This window comes from Streptomyces sp. NPDC097617 (genome assembly GCF_044761485.1).
Taxonomy (GTDB): domain Bacteria; phylum Actinomycetota; class Actinomycetes; order Streptomycetales; family Streptomycetaceae; genus Streptomyces.
This window is the reverse complement of record NZ_JBIWCL010000008.1, coordinates 224,346-241,915: the sequence shown is the minus strand read 5'-3', so window position 1 is coordinate 241,915 and position 17,570 is coordinate 224,346. Positions and strand designations below refer to the sequence as shown.

Sequence of the window (17,570 nt, the reverse complement as noted above, 5' to 3'; positions counted from 1 at the left end):
CTCCGCGCCCGTCTCCGGCGGGCCGGAGGCCCGGATCCGGATCACCATGGATAACGGCGAGACCCCCGCCGTACGCGCCGGCCTCTGCTAGATTGGTCTATACCACATCACCACTCCAGATCGGCAGGCCCCGCGTGGAAGTTGTCATCGTCCCGGACGCCAAGGCAGGCGGCGAGCTCATCGCGGAGGCCATGGCGGCCCTGGTGCGCCGCAAGCCCGACGCCCTGCTCGGCGTGGCGACCGGCTCTACCCCGCTGCCCGTCTACGAGGCCCTCGCCGCCAAGGTCGGGGCGGGACAGGTCGACGCCTCCAGGGCCCGGATCTGCCAGCTCGACGAGTACGTCGGCCTGCCGGCCGGGCACCCCGAGTCCTACCGCGCGGTCGTGCTCCGCGAGGTCGTCGAGCCCTTGGGCCTGTCCGAGGCCTCCTTCATGGGCCCCGACGGTGCGGCCGAGGACATAGTCGGCGCGTGCGAGGCCTACGACCGCGCCCTCGCCGAGGCCGGCGGCGTCGACCTCCAGCTGCTGGGCATCGGCACGGACGGCCACATCGGCTTCAACGAGCCCTGCTCCTCGCTCGCCTCCCGCACCCGCATCAAGACGCTGACCGGGCAGACCCGCGTGGACAACGCGCGCTTCTTCGACAACGACCTGGACCAGGTGCCGCACCACGTCATCACCCAGGGGATCGGCACCATCCTCGACGCCCGCCACCTGGTCCTCCTGGCCACCGGCGAGGGCAAGGCCGAGGCCGTCGCGCAGACGGTCGAGGGCCCGCTGTCCGCGCTGGTCCCGGCCTCCGCGCTGCAGCTGCACCAGCACGCCACCGTGGTCGTGGACGAGGCGGCCGCCTCGAAGCTGAAGCTGGCCGACTACTTCCGCCACACCTACGCCAACAAGCCGTCCTGGCAGGGTCTGTAAGCCCCGAGGGCGCGTAGGGACAAGGGCCGGACTTCCCCGTCGGGGGATGTCCGGCCCTTCGCCGTACGGGCGGCGGCCGGCCCCCGACGCCCGGCAGCCCCTGCCCCGGACGGTGTCCGGCACAGGGGCTGTCGCCCTGGTCAGGGGTTCTTGGGAGGGTGAGGCCGATCGGGCCGGATCAGAGGCCCGCGATCACCTCGGCGGCGGCGCGGCCGCAGACGCGCGACGCGCCGTGCGTGGCGATGTGCAGGGCCCCGCGCGGCTCGGCGCGCGGCAGGCCCATCTCGACCACGACCGTGTCGGGCCGGGCCGCGACCAGCGCGTCGACGGCCTCGGTCATCCAGGGGTGCCGGTGCGCGTCGCGGACCACCGCGACGACGGTACGGTCCCCCGCGTCCGCCAGGACCTCCCCGGCCGAGGCGCCCTGCGGGTAGACGCCCGACCCGGTGCCCGGGAGCAGTTCGGCGAGTTCGGCCGCCACGCCCCACGGGGTCTCGTCCCCCACCGCGATGTTCGCGACGGGCGCGAGCGTGGCGACGTAGGGGCCGGTGAGCGGCTTGGCCGAGCCCGTGACGAGCACGGCGCGGCGGGCGGCGGTCAACCCGATGCCGGACGCGCGGCTCCCCTCCGGCTGCGCGTCCGGCCGGGCTTCGCGGGTCCATGCGGCGAGCGCGCGGACGCGGGCGGCGGCGTCGGCGAGGCGCTCCTCGGGCAGTGCCCCCTCGTGGACGGCCGCGACCAGCGCGTCGCGCAGCCGCAGGACGGTGGCTTCGTCGGCGAGTCCGCCGCCGACGCAGATCGCGTCGGCGCCGGCCGCGATGGCCAGGACCGAGCCGCGCTCGATCCCGTACGTCCCGGCGATGGCGTTCATCTCCATGCCGTCGGTGACGATGAGGCCCTCGTAGCCGAGCTCCCCCCGCAGCAGACCGGTCAGGATCTGCGGGCTGAGGGTGGCCGGGCGGGTCGGGTCGAGGGCGGGCACCAGGATGTGCGCGCTCATCACGGCCTTGGTGCCGGCCTCGATGGCCGCCTTGAAGGGGACGAGTTCGCGGGCCTGGAGGGTGTCCAGGTCCACGTCGATGCGCGGCAGGGCGTGGTGCGAGTCGACGTTGGTGTCGCCGTGGCCCGGGAAGTGCTTGGTGCACGCGGCCACGCCGGCGGCCTGGAGGCCCTGGACGTAGGCGGCGGTGTGCCGGGCGGCGAGGTGGGTGTCGGCGCCGAAGGACCGTACGCCGATCACCGGGTTGTCCGGGTTGGAGTTGACGTCCGCGGAGGGGGCCCAGTTGAGGTTGACCCCGCACTCGGCGAGGCGGCGGCCCAGCTCGCGGGCGACGGCGCGGGTGAGGTCGGTGTCGTCGACGGCGCCGAGGGCCAGGTTGCCGGGGAAGGACGAACCGCCGCGGACCTCCAGGCGGGTGACGTCGCCGCCCTCCTCGTCGATGGCGACCAGGACGTCGTCGCGCTCGGTACGCAGCTGCGCGGTCAAGGCGGCGAGCTGCTCGGGCGAGGCGATGTTGCGGCCGAACAGGCCGACGGCGGTGAGGCCTTCACCGACCCGGCGGAGCAGCCAGGCGGGGGCGGTGGTGCCCTCGAAACCGGGCTGGAGGACGGCGAGGGCGTCGCGGGTGACCGTATCGGTGCGGTGCGCAAGAACAGTCATGGGGCCGTTATCCCTTCACGGCGCCGGCGGTGAGGCCCGCGGCCATCTTGCGCTGGACGATGAGGAAGAGGACCACGATCGGGACGGCCATCATGGTGGAGCCGGCCATCATCGGGGCGAACTCGGTGCCGTGCTTGGTGGTGAAGTTGCCGAGCCAGACGGTGGCGGTCTGGTTCTGCTGGCTCATCAGCATCAGCGCGTACAGGTACTCGTTCCACGCCTGGATGAAGGCGTAGACCGAGGTGGCGACCATGCCCGGGGCCAGCAGCGGGAAGACGACCCGCAGGAAGGCGCCGGTCGGCGTGCAGCCGTCGACCATGGCCGCCTCTTCCAGCTCCTTGGGGATGTTGACGATGAAGCCGCGCAGCGTCCACACGGTGAAGGGGAGGACGAAGGTCAGGTACGTGATGATCAGGCCGGTGAGCTTGTCGTACTGACCGAGGTCGTTCAGGAGCAGGAAGACCGGGATGATCATCGCGACGAGCGGGACCATCTGGACGGCGAGGATCCCGACGATCACGACCTTGCGGCCGCGGAAGGCGAAGCGGGAGATGGCCAGTGCGGCCAGCATGCCGACGGCGATGCCGATGACGACCACGACGAGCGAGACGATCAGGCTGCGGCCGACCGGTCCCCAGAAGTCGGCGATGTCCAGTGCGCGGGAGAAGTTGGAGAGCGTGAAGGTGTGCGGGAAGAACTGCGGATCGGGGTCGATCGCTTCCTTGGACGGCTTGAAGGCCGTGTTGAGCATCCAGTAGACCGGGAAGCCCGCGGTGGCGAAGACCAGCAGGCCGAGGAGGTTCCAGCCGAGCTTGGACTTCTTGCGCTGCTTCAGGCCTGCGACGCGCGGGGTCGCGGTGGGCGTGGTGGTCCCGCTCATTCCACCTCTCCGATCTTGAGCATCTGGCGCATGTAGACGGCTACCACTCCGAGCAGCAGGAGGACGGTCACCAGGGCGATCGCGGAACCGCCCGAGTAGTCGTTGACCACGAAGGCCTGCTGGTACGAGTAGGTGGTCAGCAGCTGGAACTCGGCCTCGGGGTTCCCGTTGCGCATCACGAAGACCTGCGGGAAGACGCCCATGTCCCAGATGACGGAGAGGGTCGTCAGCATGACGAGGATCGGCTTCAGGATGGGGAGGGTGACGTGCCGGAACACGCCCCACGCGCCCGCGCCGTCGAGCCGGGCGGCCTCCTCCAGCTCCTTGGGCACCTGTGTGAGGCCCGCGCTGAGGGTGATGACGACGAAGGGGACCGCGCCCCAGACCACCAGCAACATGATCACCGCGAGGCCCTGGGGGCCGCTGGTGAACCAGTTGTGACCGATCATGTCGACGCCGGGCAGCTTGCTCATCAGGTAGTTCAGGACGCCGTAGTCGGCGTCGAAGAGCCACTTGAAGACGGCGGTGGCGACGATGATGGGCATGCCCCAGCTGGCCACGAGGGCGATGCTGATGAGCGCCTTGACCCAGCCGGACACCTTTTGCAGCAGCAGCGCGATGAGCATGCCGATCACCATCGTCGCGGCGACCGCGCCGACGGCGAAGATCACCGTGCGCAGGACGACGGCCCAGAACTCGCCGTCGCCGAGGATCTTGGCGAAGTTGTCGAAGCCGACGAACTCCGGGTCCTTGAAGCCCCAGAGCTCGGACTTGCCGAAGCTCTGGAAGGACAGGGTCACCAGCCGGTAGAGCGGGTACCCCATGACGAGGGCGATGACCAGCAGGCACGGGGCCAGCAGCAGCCAGGGAGTGGCGCCGGGGCCCTTGCGAACGGGCCGGCCCGGCGCGGTCGGGCTGCCCGACTCGGCTCCGGGGGAGGTCTTCTGCTTCGCCGGCGGCAGCTCGGCGGTGGTTGTCTGTGCGGCACTCATCGCGCGCTCCTCGGGGGTCCCTCTCTTGACGGGCAGCAGGGCCCCGCCGGTCCGGCGGGGCCCTGCCCACTCAGGTCACTTGGTGTTGATGACCTTGTCGATCTCGGCGTCGGCGGCCTTCGCCGCTTCCTCGACCGACTTGTTGCCGGTGCCGATGTCGCGCAGCGTGGTCTGGAGGAGCTTGGCCTTCTCGATCTGGCCCCAGCCGGACGCCGTCGGGACGAACCAGGAGGACTCGGCGGCGGTGGCCGCGACCTGCGTCTTCGGGTCCGCCTTCAGCGGGCCGAGGTCCGTCTTGTTGTTGGGCAGGTTGCCCTTCTCGATCAGGCCCTTCTGGCCCTGGGCGCCGGTGAAGACGTTGATCCACTCGGCGGCGATGTCCTTGGCCTTGGACTTGGCCGGGACGGCCAGGTCCGAACCGCCCAGGAAGACCGGGAGGTTCTTGCCGCTCGGACCGGGCTGGACGAAGTTCTCCAGCTTGTCCTTCAGGCCGCCGACCTTGTCGTTCTCCGGGGTGGCCGCGGTGGCGCCCTCCCAGGCGGCGGCGAAGATCGCCGCGGAGTTGCCCTGGCCGAAGACGACCGGACGGTCGGACTCGTCCTTGGTCTTGTCGGCGTGCATGTACTTGTCGAGGAGCTCCTTGTACTGCTTCAGCCCCTTCAGCGACTCGGGGGAGGACAGGTTGCCCTTCCACTTGTCGCCGTCCTTCTTGGCGATGCTGCCGCCCGCTTCGTAGACGAAGGACATCGCGGCGTACCAGTCCGGGGAGGGCTGGTAGAGCGCGCTGAACTTGTCGCCCTTCGCGGCCTGGATCTTGTCGAGTGCGGCGGTGTACTCGGCCCAGGTCTTCGGCGCGGCGGTGACGCCGGCCTCGGCGGCGATGTCCTTGCGCCAGGTGCCGACGCGGCCACCGGCGTAGTAGGGGACGCCGTAGGTCTTGCCGTCGTAGGTCACGGACTCCTTGAGGGCGTCCAGCCAGGCGCCGGAGTTCTCGAACTTCGACGGGTCGACCTCGGCGAAGGCGCCGGTCGACATGTAGCCGATCATCTCGGAGTTGCCCATCTCGACAACGTCCGGGGCCTTGTCCGTGGCGAGCACGGCGTCCAGCTTGGCGTTCTTGTCCGGCCAGCCGTAGTACTCGTGCTTGATCGTGAGACCCGGGTGCTTGGCGACGATCGCATCGTCGGCCGCCTTCACGAGCTCCGGCCAGTTCTTCTGCGCGTCGACCGTCAGCCAGACGGTGAGCTCCTTGGCCTCGGAGGCCTTGTCGCCGCCCTTGCTGTCGGAATCACCGCACGCCGCGAGGCCGATAACCATGCCCGCGACTCCAACCGCCGCGATGAGCTTGCGCTTCACGCCACCCTCCTCAGGGATGCCTGCCTGCACTTCCCTTGCCCGCCGCGGTGACATACGCGAAGTACTGCCGTGGGGTTGGGATCTGATCCATATTGGTTTAGACCAGTAGCTGGAGCTTGGCCTAGACCTTTAGGGGTGTCAAGGGTCTAATGAGCGGGTGCCCGGTCCGTTATCGGACCGACACCTGGGGAGAGAGAAGGCCTGTCCCCCCTTACGTGTCACGATGTGACCGCACATATCGGAGGAGCCGGTGACGGCAGCGAAACTGGAGTCGGGAAGGCGGGCGGCGATGGCCACCGAAGGGGCGACCACGGAGCCGGAGGGCGGGGCAGCCACTCGCACGGCGCGCGTGCCCAAGTACTACCGACTCAAGCGGCACTTGCTCGACATGACCGAGACCTTGCCGCCCGGCACCCCGGTGCCGCCGGAGCGCACGCTCGCGGCCGAGTTCGACACCTCGCGGACCACCGTCCGGCAGGCCCTCCAGGAACTGGTCGTAGAAGGGCGACTGGAACGAATCCAGGGCAAAGGCACCTTCGTCGCCAAGCCCAAGGTCTCCCAGGCCCTGCAACTGACCTCTTACACGGAGGACATGCGGGCGCAGGGGCTGGAACCGACGTCCCAGCTCCTCGACATCGGCTACGTGACGGCCGACGACACCCTCGCCGGACTGCTCAAAATCACCACCGGTGGACGGGTACTGCGCATCGAGCGGCTGCGCCTGGCGAGCGGTGAGCCGATGGCCATCGAGACCACGCACCTGTCGGCCAAGCGCTTTCCCGCGCTGCGCCGGTCGCTCGCCAAGTACACCTCCCTCTACACCGCTCTGGCCGAGGTGTACGACGTGCACCTGGCCGAGGCCGAAGAGACCATCGAGACCTCTCTGGCCAGCCCGCGCGAGGCCGGCCTGCTCGGCACCGACGTCGGGCTGCCGATGCTGATGCTCTCCCGGCACTCCCTGGACGCCGACGGCGAACCGGTGGAGTGGGTGCGGTCGGTGTACCGCGGCGACCGGTACAAGTTCGTCGCGAGGCTCAAGCGTCCCGCCGTCTGACCACGTGCGTCCGACCATGCGCGCCTGACCATGCGCGCCTGACCTCGTGCGCCCGACCCCGCCCGGCCCCGCCTCCCGGACCCCGCCTACCGGATTCCTTCACATACCGGATTGCGGACGGGGGCTTACGCTCACCGGGCAATCCCCCGTAGATTCCCTGCGCTTACGCAGATGATCGACGAGGGGACGAGGTCATGCCTGAACCGGAAGCAACAGGGACAGAACGGGATACGGCGAGTCCGGGCACCACGCCCGGCTCGCCCTCTCCCAAGTCCATCGCCGTGTGGGTGCTCGTCGGACTCGTCGGCGCCATCGGCTGGAGTGTGCTCGCACTCTCGCGCGGCGAGGAGATCTCCGCGGCCTGGCTGCTCGCCGCCGCACTGGGCTCGTACGCGATCGCCTACCGCTTCTACGCGCGCTTCATCGCGGACCGCGTACTGAAGGTGGACGCCACCCGGGCCACCCCCGCAGAACGCCTTGACAACGGTGTCGACTTCCATCCCACCGACCGCCGGGTGCTCTTCGGCCACCACTTCGCCGCCGTCGCCGGCGCCGGCCCGCTCGTCGGACCCGTGCTCGCCGCGCAGATGGGCTATCTGCCGGGCACCATCTGGATCGTCGCGGGCGTCATCTTCGCCGGGGCCGTCCAGGACATGGTCACCCTGTTCTTCTCCACCCGCCGCGACGGGCGTTCGCTCGGCCAGATGGCCCGGGACGAGATCGGCCCCGTCGGCGGGGCCGCCGCCCTGGTCGCCGTGTTCGCCATCATGATCATCCTGCTGGCGGTGCTGGCCCTGGTCATCGTCAACGCCCTGGCCCACTCGCCCTGGGGCGTCTTCTCCATCGGCATGACGATCCCGATCGCCGTCTTCATGGGCTTCTACCTGCGCGTGCTGCGGCCGGGCCGGGTCACCGAGGTCTCCGTCATCGGCGTCGCCCTGCTGCTGCTCGCCATCGTCGCGGGCGGCTGGGTCGCCGAGTCCTCCTTCGCGGGCACCTTCACCCTGGAGAAGGAGACGCTGGTCATCTGGATGGTCGTGTACGGCTTCCTGGCATCGGTGCTGCCGGTGTGGATGCTGCTCGCGCCCCGCGACTACCTCTCCACCTTCATGAAGGTCGGCACCATCGCGCTCCTCGCGCTCGGCGTGGTCATCGCGATGCCCACCCTGAAGATGCCCTCGGTCACCGACTTCGCGGCGAGCGGCGACGGACCGGTCTTCGCCGGGTCGATGTTCCCCTTCGTCTTCATCACCATCGCCTGCGGCGCGCTCTCCGGCTTCCACGCCCTGGTCTCCTCGGGAACCACCCCGAAGATGATCCAGAAGGAGACCCAGGTCCGCATGATCGGCTACGGCGCGATGCTGACCGAGTCCTTCGTCGCCGTCATGGCGATCATCGCGGCCTGCATCATCGAGCCCGGCCTCTTCTTCGCCGTCAACTCCCCCGGCGGGGTCATCGGCACCACCGTCGAGTCCGCCTCGCAGGCGGTGACGAACTTCGGCTTCGCCATCTCCCCCGAGGCGCTCGCCCAGGCCGCCAAGGACGTCGAGGAAGCCAGCCTGCTCTCCCGCACGGGTGGCGCGCCGACCTTCGCACTCGGAATGTCGGAGATCTTCTCCGCGGTGGTCGGCGGCGCCGGCATGAAGGCGTTCTGGTACCACTTCGCGATCATGTTCGAGGCGCTCTTCATCCTGACGACGCTCGACGCGGGCACCCGCGTGGGCCGGTTCATGCTCCAGGACACCCTCGGCAACGTGCACAAGTCCTTCAAGGACGTCAGCTGGAAGCCCGGCGTGTGGTTCGCGAGCGCGATCGTCGTCGCCGGCTGGGGCTACTTCCTGTGGGTCGGCATCAAGGACCCGCTCGGCGGTATCAACCAGCTCTTCCCGCTCTTCGGCATCGCCAACCAGCTGCTCGCCGCGGTCGCGCTGGCCGTCTGCACCACGCTGCTGATCAAGTCCGGCCGGCTCAAGTGGGCCTGGGTGACGGGTGTTCCGCTGGTCTGGGACGCCACGGTGACCCTCACCGCGAGCTACCAGAAGATCTTCTCCGAGGACGTGAAGGTCGGCTTCTTCGCCCAGCGCGACAAGTACCAGGCCGGAATCGACGCCGACAAGGTCCTGGCGCCCGCCAAGAACATGGACGACATGCACACCGTGGTCACCAACGCCACGGTCGACGGCGTCCTGTGCGCGCTGTTCGCCCTCCTGATCATCGTGGTCCTCGCGGACGCCGTCCGGACCTGCCTCAAGGCCGTCCGCGACCCGGGGTCGGCGACCCTCTCCGAGACCCCGTGGACCGAGTCGAAGATCGTCGCACCGGCCGGCCTGATCGCGACCGCCGACGAGCGGGCGGAGCTCGCCGCAGCGGGTCCGGACGCGGGCGGCGGACACGTCAAGGAGCCGGTCGCCTGATGAGCGTGCGCAGCGCGCTGGCGAAGGCGCGGTTCTACGTAAGGGAGTTCTCGGGGGAGGCGGCGTACGACCGCTACGTGGCCCACGCCCGCTCCCACGACCCGGACGCGGAGGTCCTCACCCGCCGCGCCTTCGAACGCGCCCGCACGGACGCCCGCGAGGCGGACCCCCGCGAGGGCTTCCGCTGCTGCTGAGAAGTCACCGAAGGGCCCCGCCGGTCATCCGACGGGGCCCTTCGTCCGCACCGACTCAGCGCACCCAGTCCTTGAGTGGCTCGGTCGGGAAGGTGAACCCGACGGGTTCGGGCAGCTCGACATCCTTACCGAAGGGGATGGTGCGCACCGTCTCGTACAGCTTCCCGTCGGGATCGCTGTGGACATGTACCAGGCAGTTGTCCCGGTCGATGAGCAGGTAGACGGGGATGCCGGTCGCCGCGTAGGCGCGGGGCTTCGCCCTACGATCGCGTTCATCGGTGTCGGAGTCGTACGACGTAACCTCGACGACCATCAGCACAGGAGCCGGGTCGGCCCACTCCCCCTGCCCTTCGAATGCGCCGTCCGGGGCCAGGGAAGCATCCGGGCGGGCCCGACCCGAACGGTACTGCTCGACCTTCAGGCCGCGTTCGACGTGGAGCCAGACCTCGGGCCGGTGCTGCATGCACATGCGGGACAGCCACACCACGACTCGGTCGTGATCTCCATCAGGCACCGCCTTGACCCCCAGCTTCCCGTCGATGAATTCCAACCGCAGCCCCTCCACCTCTCTGGCGCCTATACGGGCGAGGGTCTCGAACTCCTCGGTCAGCATGTGGGGGCGATCGGTCATCACGGCCATGCCTCGCTCACCTTCCTCGACGGTGCTTCTCCGACGATAGCGGCGCCCGCCGACACCCGTCCTGCACACTCGACCGCATGGACATGGTGATCAGAACGGCGCTGCCCGCCGACTATGCGGATCTGGGTGAGATCACGGCCCGGGCCTACCTCGCCGACGGGCATCTGGACTTCAACGAGGAGGACCCCTACCTGGACGTGCTCCGCGACGTGGCCGGCCGCGCCGCCCGGGGCGAGGTGCTCGTCGCCGAGCGGGACGGCCGCCTGCTGGGCGGCGTGACCTTCGCCGCGCCCGGCAGTCCGCTCGCCGACATCGCCGCACCCGACGAGGCGGAGTTCCGGATGCTCGCGGTGGCCCACGAGGCGCGCGGCCAGGGCGCCGGCGACGCGCTGGTGCGGGCGTGCATCGAGCGGGCGCGGGCCATCGAGGGGGTCACGGGCCTCGTGCTCTCCACCCAGCGCAGCATGGCCGGCGCCCACCGGATCTACGTCCGGCTGGGCTTCGTCCGCACGCCGGAACGGGACTGGGCGCCGATCGAAGACCTGACACTCCTCACGTATCGGCTCAAGCTGTAGCCACGCCGACACTACATGTGGGGGTTGCAGCAACGGGCCGCCCCCACATGTATGCTCATGCCTGCTGTCGCCGCAGGGGAATCCGGTGCGAATCCGGAACTGTCCCGCAACGGTATGAAGTGTCCGGCTACCGGACGCCAAGTCCGAGGACCTGCCGACAGCGCGCCCGGCTCGACCGAACCGGGTGCCGACACGTCCGGGCCTCGCGGTTGGGCCGGTGGACGCCATGCGGGGTACGCGTTCTCGTCGCGCCCGCATGCGCCCGCTCGCGCCCCGCTCCGCCGATGACCGGGCCGAGCGAGGGAGAGCTCCCGCCGTGACCATCGCGCCTTCCGCACCGCGCGCCGAGTCCACTTCTGGCGACAACACCGAGGGCCCGGGGGCCACGCTGCTGCGTACCCTCACCGAACTGACGGCGGACCTCCCCGACACCGACCCCGGCCGGGTCGCGGCCTCCGCGCTGCGCGGCCGCAGCTCCGCCGCCGACGACGCCGAACTGCGCGGACTGGCCACGGAGGCCGCCGCCGGTCTGATCTCCGAGGATCCGGCCTACTCCCGGCTCGCCGCCCGCCTGCTGACGCTGGCCGTGCGCGACGAGGCCGCGAGCCAGGGCTCGACCTCCTTCTCGGCCTCCGTCGAGGTCGGCCACCGCGAGGGGCTCATCGCCGACCGCACGGCCGAGTTCGTCCGGACCCACGCGAGCCGCCTGGACTCGCTCGTCGAGCTCACCCTCACCGAGGGCGCCGACGACCGCTTCGGCTTCTTCGGCCTGCGCACCCTGCACAGCCGCTACCTGCTGCGCCACCCGATCACCCGTCAGGTCATCGAGACCCCGCAGTACTTCATGCTGCGCGTGGCCTGCGGTCTCGCCGCGGACGACAGCGTGCAGGCCGTCGAGGAAGTGGCCTCGCTGTACCGGCTGATGAGCCGCCTGGACTACCTGCCGTCCTCCCCCACGCTCTTCAACTCCGGCACCCGGCACCCGCAGATGTCCTCCTGCTACCTGCTGGACTCCCCGCTGGACGAGCTCGACTCGATCTACGACCGCTACCACCAGGTCGCCCGCCTCTCCAAGCACGCCGGCGGCATCGGCCTCTCGTACTCCCGCATCCGCGCCCGCGGTTCGCTGATCCGCGGCACCAACGGCCACTCCAACGGCATCGTGCCGTTCCTGAAGACGCTCGACGCCTCCGTCGCCGCCGTGAACCAGGGCGGCCGCCGCAAGGGCGCCGCCGCCGTCTACCTGGAGACCTGGCACGCGGACATCGAGGAGTTCCTGGAGCTCCGCGACAACACCGGTGAGGACCAGCGCCGTACGCACAACCTGAACCTCGCCCACTGGGTGCCGGACGAGTTCATGCGCCGCGTGAACGCCGACGCCGACTGGTCGCTATTCTCCCCGGCCGACGTGCCCGAGCTGGTCGACCTGTGGGGCGACGCGTTCGACGCCGCCTACCGCAAGGCCGAGGCGGACGGCCTGGCCCGCAAGAGCATGCCCGCCCGCGAGCTGTACGGCCGGATGATGCGCACCCTCGCGCAGACCGGCCAGGGCTGGATGACCTTCAAGGACGCCTCCAACCGCACGGCGAACCAGACCGCCGAGCCGGGCACCGTCGTGCACTCCTCGAACCTGTGCACCGAGATCATCGAGGTCACCAACGACGGCGAGACCGCCGTCTGCAACCTCGGATCGGTCAACCTGGGCGCGTTCGTCATCGACACGGCGGACGGCCCCGAGATCGACTGGGAGCGGATCGACGAGACCGTCCGCACCGCCGTCACCTTCCTCGACCGCGTGGTGGACATCAACTTCTACCCGACCGAGCAGGCCGGCCGCTCCAACGCCCGCTGGCGGCCGGTGGGCCTGGGCGCGATGGGCCTCCAGGACGTCTTCTTCAAGCTGAAGCTGCCCTTCGACTCCCCCGAGGCGAAGGCCCTGTCCACCAAGCTCTCCGAGCGCATCATGCTGGCCGCCTACGAGGCCTCGTGCGACCTCGCCGAGCGCAGCGGCCCGCTGCCGGCCTGGGAGCAGACCCGTACCGCCCGCGGTGTCCTGCACCCGGACCACTACGACGTCGAGCTGAACTGGCCGGAGCGCTGGGAGGCGCTGCGCGCCCGCGTCGCCGAAACCGGCATGCGCAACTCCCTGCTCCTCGCCATCGCCCCGACCGCGACGATCGCCTCGATCGCCGGCGTCTACGAGTGCATCGAGCCGCAGGTCTCCAACCTCTTCAAGCGCGAGACGCTCAGCGGTGAGTTCCTCCAGGTGAACGGCTACCTGGTGAACGAGCTCAAGCGGCTCGGCGTGTGGGACGCCCAGACCCGCGAGGCGCTGCGCGAGTCCTCCGGCTCGGTCCAGGGATTCGGCTGGATCCCGGCCGAGGTCCGCGAGCTGTACCGCACGGCCTGGGAGATCCCGCAGCGCGGCCTGATCGACATGGCGGCGGCCCGTACCCCGTTCCTGGACCAGTCGCAGTCGCTGAACCTGTTCCTGGAGACGCCCACCATCGGCAAGCTCAGCTCGATGTACGCGTACGCCTGGAAGCAGGGCCTGAAGACCACCTACTACCTGCGCTCGCGCCCGGCGACGAAGATCGCCCGCGCCGCGCAGGCGGCCACCCCCGTCGAGCTGCCGCAGGCGGTCGTCGACGCCGAGGCGCTGGCCTGCTCCCTTGAGAACCCCGAGTCCTGCGAGGCCTGCCAGTAATGAGCTCGAACGACCAGAAGAACCTCTTGGACCCGGGCTTCGAGCTCACGCTCCGCCCGATGCGCTACCCGGACTTCTACGAGCGCTACCGGGACGCGATCAAGAACACCTGGACCGTCGAGGAGGTCGACCTCCACTCGGACGTCGCCGACCTGGCGAAGCTGACGCCCTCCGAGCAGCACATGATCGGCCGGCTGGTCGCGTTCTTCGCGACGGGCGACTCGATCGTCTCGAACAACCTGGTGCTGACGCTCTACAAGCACATCAACTCCCCGGAGGCGCGCCTGTACCTGTCGCGCCAGCTGTTCGAGGAGGCCGTGCACGTCCAGTTCTATCTGACGCTGCTCGACACCTACCTGCCCAACCCGGACGACCGGGCGGCCGCCTTCGACGCGGTCGAGGAGATCCCCTCCATCCGCGAGAAGGCGCAGTTCTGCTTCAAGTGGATGGACTCGGTCGAGAAGATCGACCGGCTGGAGACGGCAGCCGACCGCCGCCGCTTCCTGCTGAACCTGATCTGCTTCGCCGCGTGCATCGAGGGCCTGTTCTTCTACGGCGCCTTCGCCTACGTGTACTGGTTCCGCTCGCGCGGTCTGCTGCACGGCCTGGCCACCGGCACCAACTGGGTGTTCCGCGACGAGACCATGCACATGAACTTCGCGTTCGAGGTCGTGGACACGGTCCGCAAGGAGGAGCCGGAGCTCTTCGACGACGCTCTTCAGCAGCAGGTCACCGACATGCTCAAGGAGGCCGTGGAGGCGGAGCTGCAGTTCGGCCGCGACCTGTGCGGTGAGGGCCTGCCGGGCATGAACACCGAGTCGATGCGCGAGTACCTGGAGTGCGTCGCGGACCAGCGTCTGGTCCGTCTCGGGTTCCCGCCGGTTTACGGCTCGCAGAACCCGTTCTCCTTCATGGAGCTGCAGGGTGTGCAGGAGCTGACGAACTTCTTCGAGCGCCGTCCGTCGGCCTACCAGGTCGCGGTCGAGGGCACGGTCGACCTGGACGAGGACTTCTAGGTCTTTCAGGTCTGGTCTTTCAGGTCTTTCGAGGTACAGGAGTTCCGGGAACTCCGGGCCTCACCGGGGAGCCGGGATGCGGGAAGGTCCGTGTCCCGGCTTCTCGCGTTCCCCGGTTCAGTGGATGACCGGGCCCAGGTGCCACCCGCCGGAGCGGCGCGGGGTGGGCGGGAGGCCGCCCGACCGTTGGCGGGGGAGCCACACCAGCCGGGTCGCGACGGCCCGCAGCTGCCGGTCGATGCGCCGGTCGCGCAGGATCCCGTAGAGGCCGGGCCCGAGCAGGAGGGCGGCGAGGACGAGGACGACGAGGTAATTCACCAAGGTGGTCATACCTCTACTGTCCGCCTGATCGCCCATGATCGACAGTGGCAGTACTGTCATAGAAGACCGAATTACTGCCACACTGCTCCCATGCTGAAAAACGTGGCCGTGGCCCTCGTCGACGGAGTCGCCCCCTTCGAGCTGGGGATCTTCTGCGAGGTGTTCGGAATCGATCGAAGCGACATGGGCGTTCCGGTGTGCGACTTCGCCGTGTGCGCGGCGGAGGAGGGTCCGCTGTCCGTGGGAGGGGGCGCCTTCGGGATCACCCCCGCGCACGGGCCGGAGCGGCTGGAGGAAGCCGACCTGATCTGCCTGCCCGCCGCCCAGGACGCCGCCCTGCGCATCTACCCCGAGCCCCTGCTCGCGGCCCTGCGCCGGGCCGTGGAGCGCGGTGCGCGGGTACTGAGCGTGTGCAGCGGGGCCTACATCCTCGGTGCGGCCGGGCTGCTGGACGGCCGCCAGTGCACCACGCACTGGATGCACGCCGCGGCCCTGGCCCGCCGCTTCCCGCGGGCTGTCGTCGACCCGGACGTGCTCTACGTCGACGAGGGCTCGGTGATCACCGCCGCCGGCACGGCCTCGGGCATCGACGCGTGCCTGCACGTGGTCCGCCAGGAGCACGGGGCCGAGGTGGCCAACATCATCGCGCGCCGGATGGTCGTACCGCCGCACCGGGACGGCGGTCAGGCCCAGTTCATCCAGCGGCCGTTGCCGCGCACGGCCTGCGACACCGTGGGCGAGGTGATCGAGTGGATGGCCCGGCACCTGGACGAGGAGATCACCGTCGAGCAGCTCGCGGAGCGTGCGCACATGTCCCCGCGGACCTTCGCCCGCCGCTTCCTCCAGGAGACCGGCACCACCCCGTACAAGTGGGTGCTGCGCCAGCGGGTCCTGCTGGCGCAGGAACTGCTGGAGTCGACCGGCGAGACGGTGGACGCCATCGCCGGCCGCTGCGGATTCGGCAACGCGGCCGCCCTGCGCCACCACTTCCTGCGGACCCTGGGCACCACGCCGAACGCGTTCCGGCGCGCCTTCCGGGGCCCGCAGGCCGCCTAGACCGATTGCGCCTGGGCCACAGGCCGGCCGGGCCGTTTCCCGCCCGGGCCCGTTCCTGTCGGATCAGGCGTTGGGGACGGTCTCGTAGCGCGGGGTGCCCTCTTCCATCTGCCGCAGCGCGTCCTTGCGGTCCCGCTTCGAGAGGCGGTCGATGTAGAGGTAGCCGTACAGGTGGTCGGTCTCGTGCTGGAGGCAGCGGGCGAAGTAGCCGGTGCCGCGCACCTTGATCGGGTTGCCCTGCGCGTCCTGGCCCTCGACCTCGGCGTAGTCCGGGCGGGCCAGCGAGGCGTACGCGGTCGGGACCGACAGGCAGCCCTCGTTCGAGTCGTCCAGCACGCGCGCGGCGGCCGGCAGCTCGATCAGCTTCGGGTTGACCACGACACCGGTGTGCCGCTTGCCGTCGTCGTCCGGGCAGTCGTAGACGAAGACCTTCGCGTCCACGCCGATCTGGTTCGCGGCCAGGCCCACGCCCTCGGCGGCCTTCTGGCTCGCGAACATGTCGTCGATCAGCTGGGCCAGCTCGTCGCCGAACTCGGTGACGTCCTTGCACTCCCGGTGCAGGACCGGGTTGCCGACCGTCGTGATCGGACGGGCCGTGCCGCGCTGACGGTGGGCGAGCTCGCGCGCCTCGCCGTCCTCGGTGTCCACGACGTACCCGTCGTTCACGCTCTCGACAACCTCGTTCTCCTGCTGCGACATGTCCGCCGTACGCCTTCCGTAAGTCCCGGTCACCGATGGCCGTCATGGCCACCGATGTGCCCGTACAGCCTACGGCCCCGGGTCAGCAGACTTCTTCGAGATCCCGCCACTCACGGGTACCCGGGCTGTCCGCGACCCAGCCGTCGAGCAGTCCGCGCACCAGACCGGCCGGTGCCGCGATCCCGCATTCGCGCTCGGGGACCCACAGGGACCCGGAGCCGGCCGTACGGTGCCCGAGCGGTCCGGGGTGCCCCGGCTCGCTGTGGTCGTGCGGATCGAGGTGCTCACCGTCGCCCTCGTCACTCTGCATCTCGCTCTCCGAGCAGGTCCGGCACAGCAGCCGCACCGACGAGGACCAGTCCTCGGCGGCGAAGCCGGCGTCCGAGGCCAGCTGCTCCAGCGCGTCGCGGTCCGCCTCGGTGGCCGCCTCCAGCAGCACCACCCAGGTGGGCACGGGCGAGGGCGCCCACAGCTCGATCTCGTCGAACACCGGGTACGAGGGTCCGGCCGCGGTCACCCGCTCGCCGTGCGGGACGCCGTCGTGGAGCACGACCTCGCCCCAGCGCCGCCCCGAGGACGGCAGCGGGATCGACAGGACCTCCAGCCGGGCCGGGTCCAGCCGGCGGCCCCAGACCACCTCGGCCTCACCCTCGGGCGAGAGCCGCACGGCGGCACTGCCGAGCTCCATGCCGACCGGCTCGCCCGCCCCGGTGGCGTCCCCGGGCACCTTCAGCCCGTACGCCTGCCAGGCCCGCCGGGCCAGCGGCCAGTCCTGCAGCGCGGTGGCGGCGATCCCCACGTTCCACCAGTCCGGGGCACCGGTCTCCCGGTCCAGCAGGGCCACGGCGCGCAGCCCGGCGGCCCGCGCCTGCTCCCAGTCGTGCCGGAACTTGTGCAGGAGCGCCAGATTGAACCAGGACTCGGACAGCCAGGGCTCCAGGTCCGCGGCTCTGGTCAGGAGCGCGCCCGCGTCCTCGTACCGCCCGTCGCCGATCAGCGTGAACGCGCGGTCGGTGGCCTGCCGCCACGAGGCGGAGGGCCGATGCCGTACCTTCCCGAAGATCCTCACGATTCCCGCCTGCCTGG

The 17,570-nt window shown here is 70.1% G+C and carries 16 protein-coding genes and 1 riboswitch; of the genes, 8 read left to right on the top strand and 8 right to left on the bottom strand.

The genetic code is table 11. The features are described from left to right. Window positions 1–134: 134 nt before the first annotated feature. On the top strand, window positions 135–920 hold the full coding sequence (nagB, locus tag ACIQZO_RS16710; protein WP_403626352.1) for a glucosamine-6-phosphate deaminase: 786 nt from the start codon (window positions 135–137) through the stop codon (window positions 918–920). 178 nt (window positions 921–1,098) lie between these two features. On the opposite strand, the gene ACIQZO_RS16705 is transcribed toward nagB, so the two are convergent. From ACIQZO_RS16705 to ACIQZO_RS16690, 4 genes are all read right to left on the bottom strand, one after another. Then, window positions 1,099–2,580, bottom strand: coding sequence for a glycoside hydrolase family 3 protein (locus tag ACIQZO_RS16705; protein WP_403626349.1), 1,482 nt, complete (start codon window positions 2,578–2,580; stop codon window positions 1,099–1,101). A gap of 7 nt (window positions 2,581–2,587) precedes the next feature. Then, entirely contained in the window at window positions 2,588–3,460 is an 873-nt protein-coding gene (locus ACIQZO_RS16700; RefSeq protein WP_403626346.1) for a carbohydrate ABC transporter permease, read from the bottom strand. Then, window positions 3,457–4,452 (bottom strand): carbohydrate ABC transporter permease, encoded by a 996-nt coding sequence (locus ACIQZO_RS16695; RefSeq protein WP_403626343.1) that lies wholly within the window; start codon window positions 4,450–4,452, stop codon window positions 3,457–3,459. The genes ACIQZO_RS16700 and ACIQZO_RS16695 overlap by 4 nt, the downstream gene beginning before the upstream one ends. A gap of 75 nt (window positions 4,453–4,527) precedes the next feature. Beyond that, window positions 4,528–5,808 carry an extracellular solute-binding protein gene (locus ACIQZO_RS16690; protein ID WP_403626340.1) on the bottom strand — a complete coding sequence of 427 codons (1,281 nt, stop codon included), beginning with the start codon at window positions 5,806–5,808 and terminating at the stop codon, window positions 4,528–4,530. 289 nt (window positions 5,809–6,097) lie between these two features. Between ACIQZO_RS16690 and ACIQZO_RS16685 the strand changes: the two genes are divergently transcribed. The 3 genes from ACIQZO_RS16685 (at window position 6,098) to ACIQZO_RS16675 (ending at window position 9,470) form a co-directional block, all read left to right on the top strand. Then, the gene (locus ACIQZO_RS16685) at window positions 6,098–6,862 is read left to right on the top strand and encodes a GntR family transcriptional regulator (protein WP_403626413.1); all 765 of its coding nucleotides are present in this window, start codon (window positions 6,098–6,100) and stop codon (window positions 6,860–6,862) included. Window positions 6,863–7,056: 194 nt separating this feature from the next. Further along, entirely contained in the window at window positions 7,057–9,276 is a 2,220-nt protein-coding gene (locus tag ACIQZO_RS16680; RefSeq protein ID WP_403626337.1) for a carbon starvation CstA family protein, read from the top strand. Further along, entirely contained in the window at window positions 9,276–9,470 is a 195-nt protein-coding gene (locus ACIQZO_RS16675; protein WP_033218637.1) for a YbdD/YjiX family protein, read from the top strand. Before ACIQZO_RS16680 ends, ACIQZO_RS16675 begins: the two co-directional genes overlap by 1 nt. Window positions 9,471–9,525: 55 nt before the next feature. On the opposite strand, the gene ACIQZO_RS16670 is transcribed toward ACIQZO_RS16675, so the two are convergent. Next, window positions 9,526–10,110 (bottom strand): Uma2 family endonuclease, encoded by a 585-nt coding sequence (locus tag ACIQZO_RS16670; protein WP_403626334.1) that lies wholly within the window; start codon window positions 10,108–10,110, stop codon window positions 9,526–9,528. 77 nt (window positions 10,111–10,187) lie between these two features. On the opposite strand from ACIQZO_RS16670, the gene ACIQZO_RS16665 reads away from it, so the two are divergent. The 3 genes from ACIQZO_RS16665 to ACIQZO_RS16655 all read left to right on the top strand — a co-directional run bounded on the left by ACIQZO_RS16665 (window position 10,188) and on the right by ACIQZO_RS16655 (window position 14,408). After that, window positions 10,188–10,685 (top strand): GNAT family N-acetyltransferase, encoded by a 498-nt coding sequence (locus ACIQZO_RS16665; protein ID WP_403626331.1) that lies wholly within the window; start codon window positions 10,188–10,190, stop codon window positions 10,683–10,685. A 44-nt stretch (window positions 10,686–10,729) separates the two neighbouring features. Beyond that, window positions 10,730–10,859, top strand: a riboswitch (cobalamin riboswitch). A gap of 142 nt (window positions 10,860–11,001) precedes the next feature. Then, window positions 11,002–13,392: a ribonucleoside-diphosphate reductase subunit alpha gene (locus tag ACIQZO_RS16660; protein ID WP_403626328.1), complete on the top strand. Its 2,391-nt coding sequence runs from the start codon at window positions 11,002–11,004 to the stop codon at window positions 13,390–13,392. Beyond that, window positions 13,392–14,408 carry a ribonucleotide-diphosphate reductase subunit beta gene (locus ACIQZO_RS16655; RefSeq protein WP_403626326.1) on the top strand — a complete coding sequence of 339 codons (1,017 nt, stop codon included), beginning with the start codon at window positions 13,392–13,394 and terminating at the stop codon, window positions 14,406–14,408. Before ACIQZO_RS16660 ends, ACIQZO_RS16655 begins: the two co-directional genes overlap by 1 nt. Before the next feature lie 117 nt (window positions 14,409–14,525). Here ACIQZO_RS16655 and ACIQZO_RS16650 read toward each other — a convergent pair whose 3' ends face one another. Beyond that, window positions 14,526–14,738, bottom strand: coding sequence for a hypothetical protein (locus ACIQZO_RS16650; protein ID WP_403626323.1), 213 nt, complete (start codon window positions 14,736–14,738; stop codon window positions 14,526–14,528). Between the two features lie 81 nt (window positions 14,739–14,819). Between ACIQZO_RS16650 and ACIQZO_RS16645 the strand changes: the two genes are divergently transcribed. Continuing rightward, a complete protein-coding gene (locus ACIQZO_RS16645; protein ID WP_403626320.1) occupies window positions 14,820–15,785 on the top strand; it encodes a helix-turn-helix domain-containing protein in 966 nt (321 codons plus the stop codon). 63 nt (window positions 15,786–15,848) lie between these two features. On the opposite strand, the gene def is transcribed toward ACIQZO_RS16645, so the two are convergent. Beyond that, window positions 15,849–16,484 (bottom strand): peptide deformylase, encoded by a 636-nt coding sequence (gene def / locus ACIQZO_RS16640; protein ID WP_403626317.1) that lies wholly within the window; start codon window positions 16,482–16,484, stop codon window positions 15,849–15,851. 82 nt (window positions 16,485–16,566) lie between these two features. Next, entirely contained in the window at window positions 16,567–17,553 is a 987-nt protein-coding gene (locus ACIQZO_RS16635) for a tetratricopeptide repeat protein (RefSeq protein ID WP_403626314.1), read from the bottom strand. Between the last annotated feature and the right edge of the window lie 17 nt (window positions 17,554–17,570).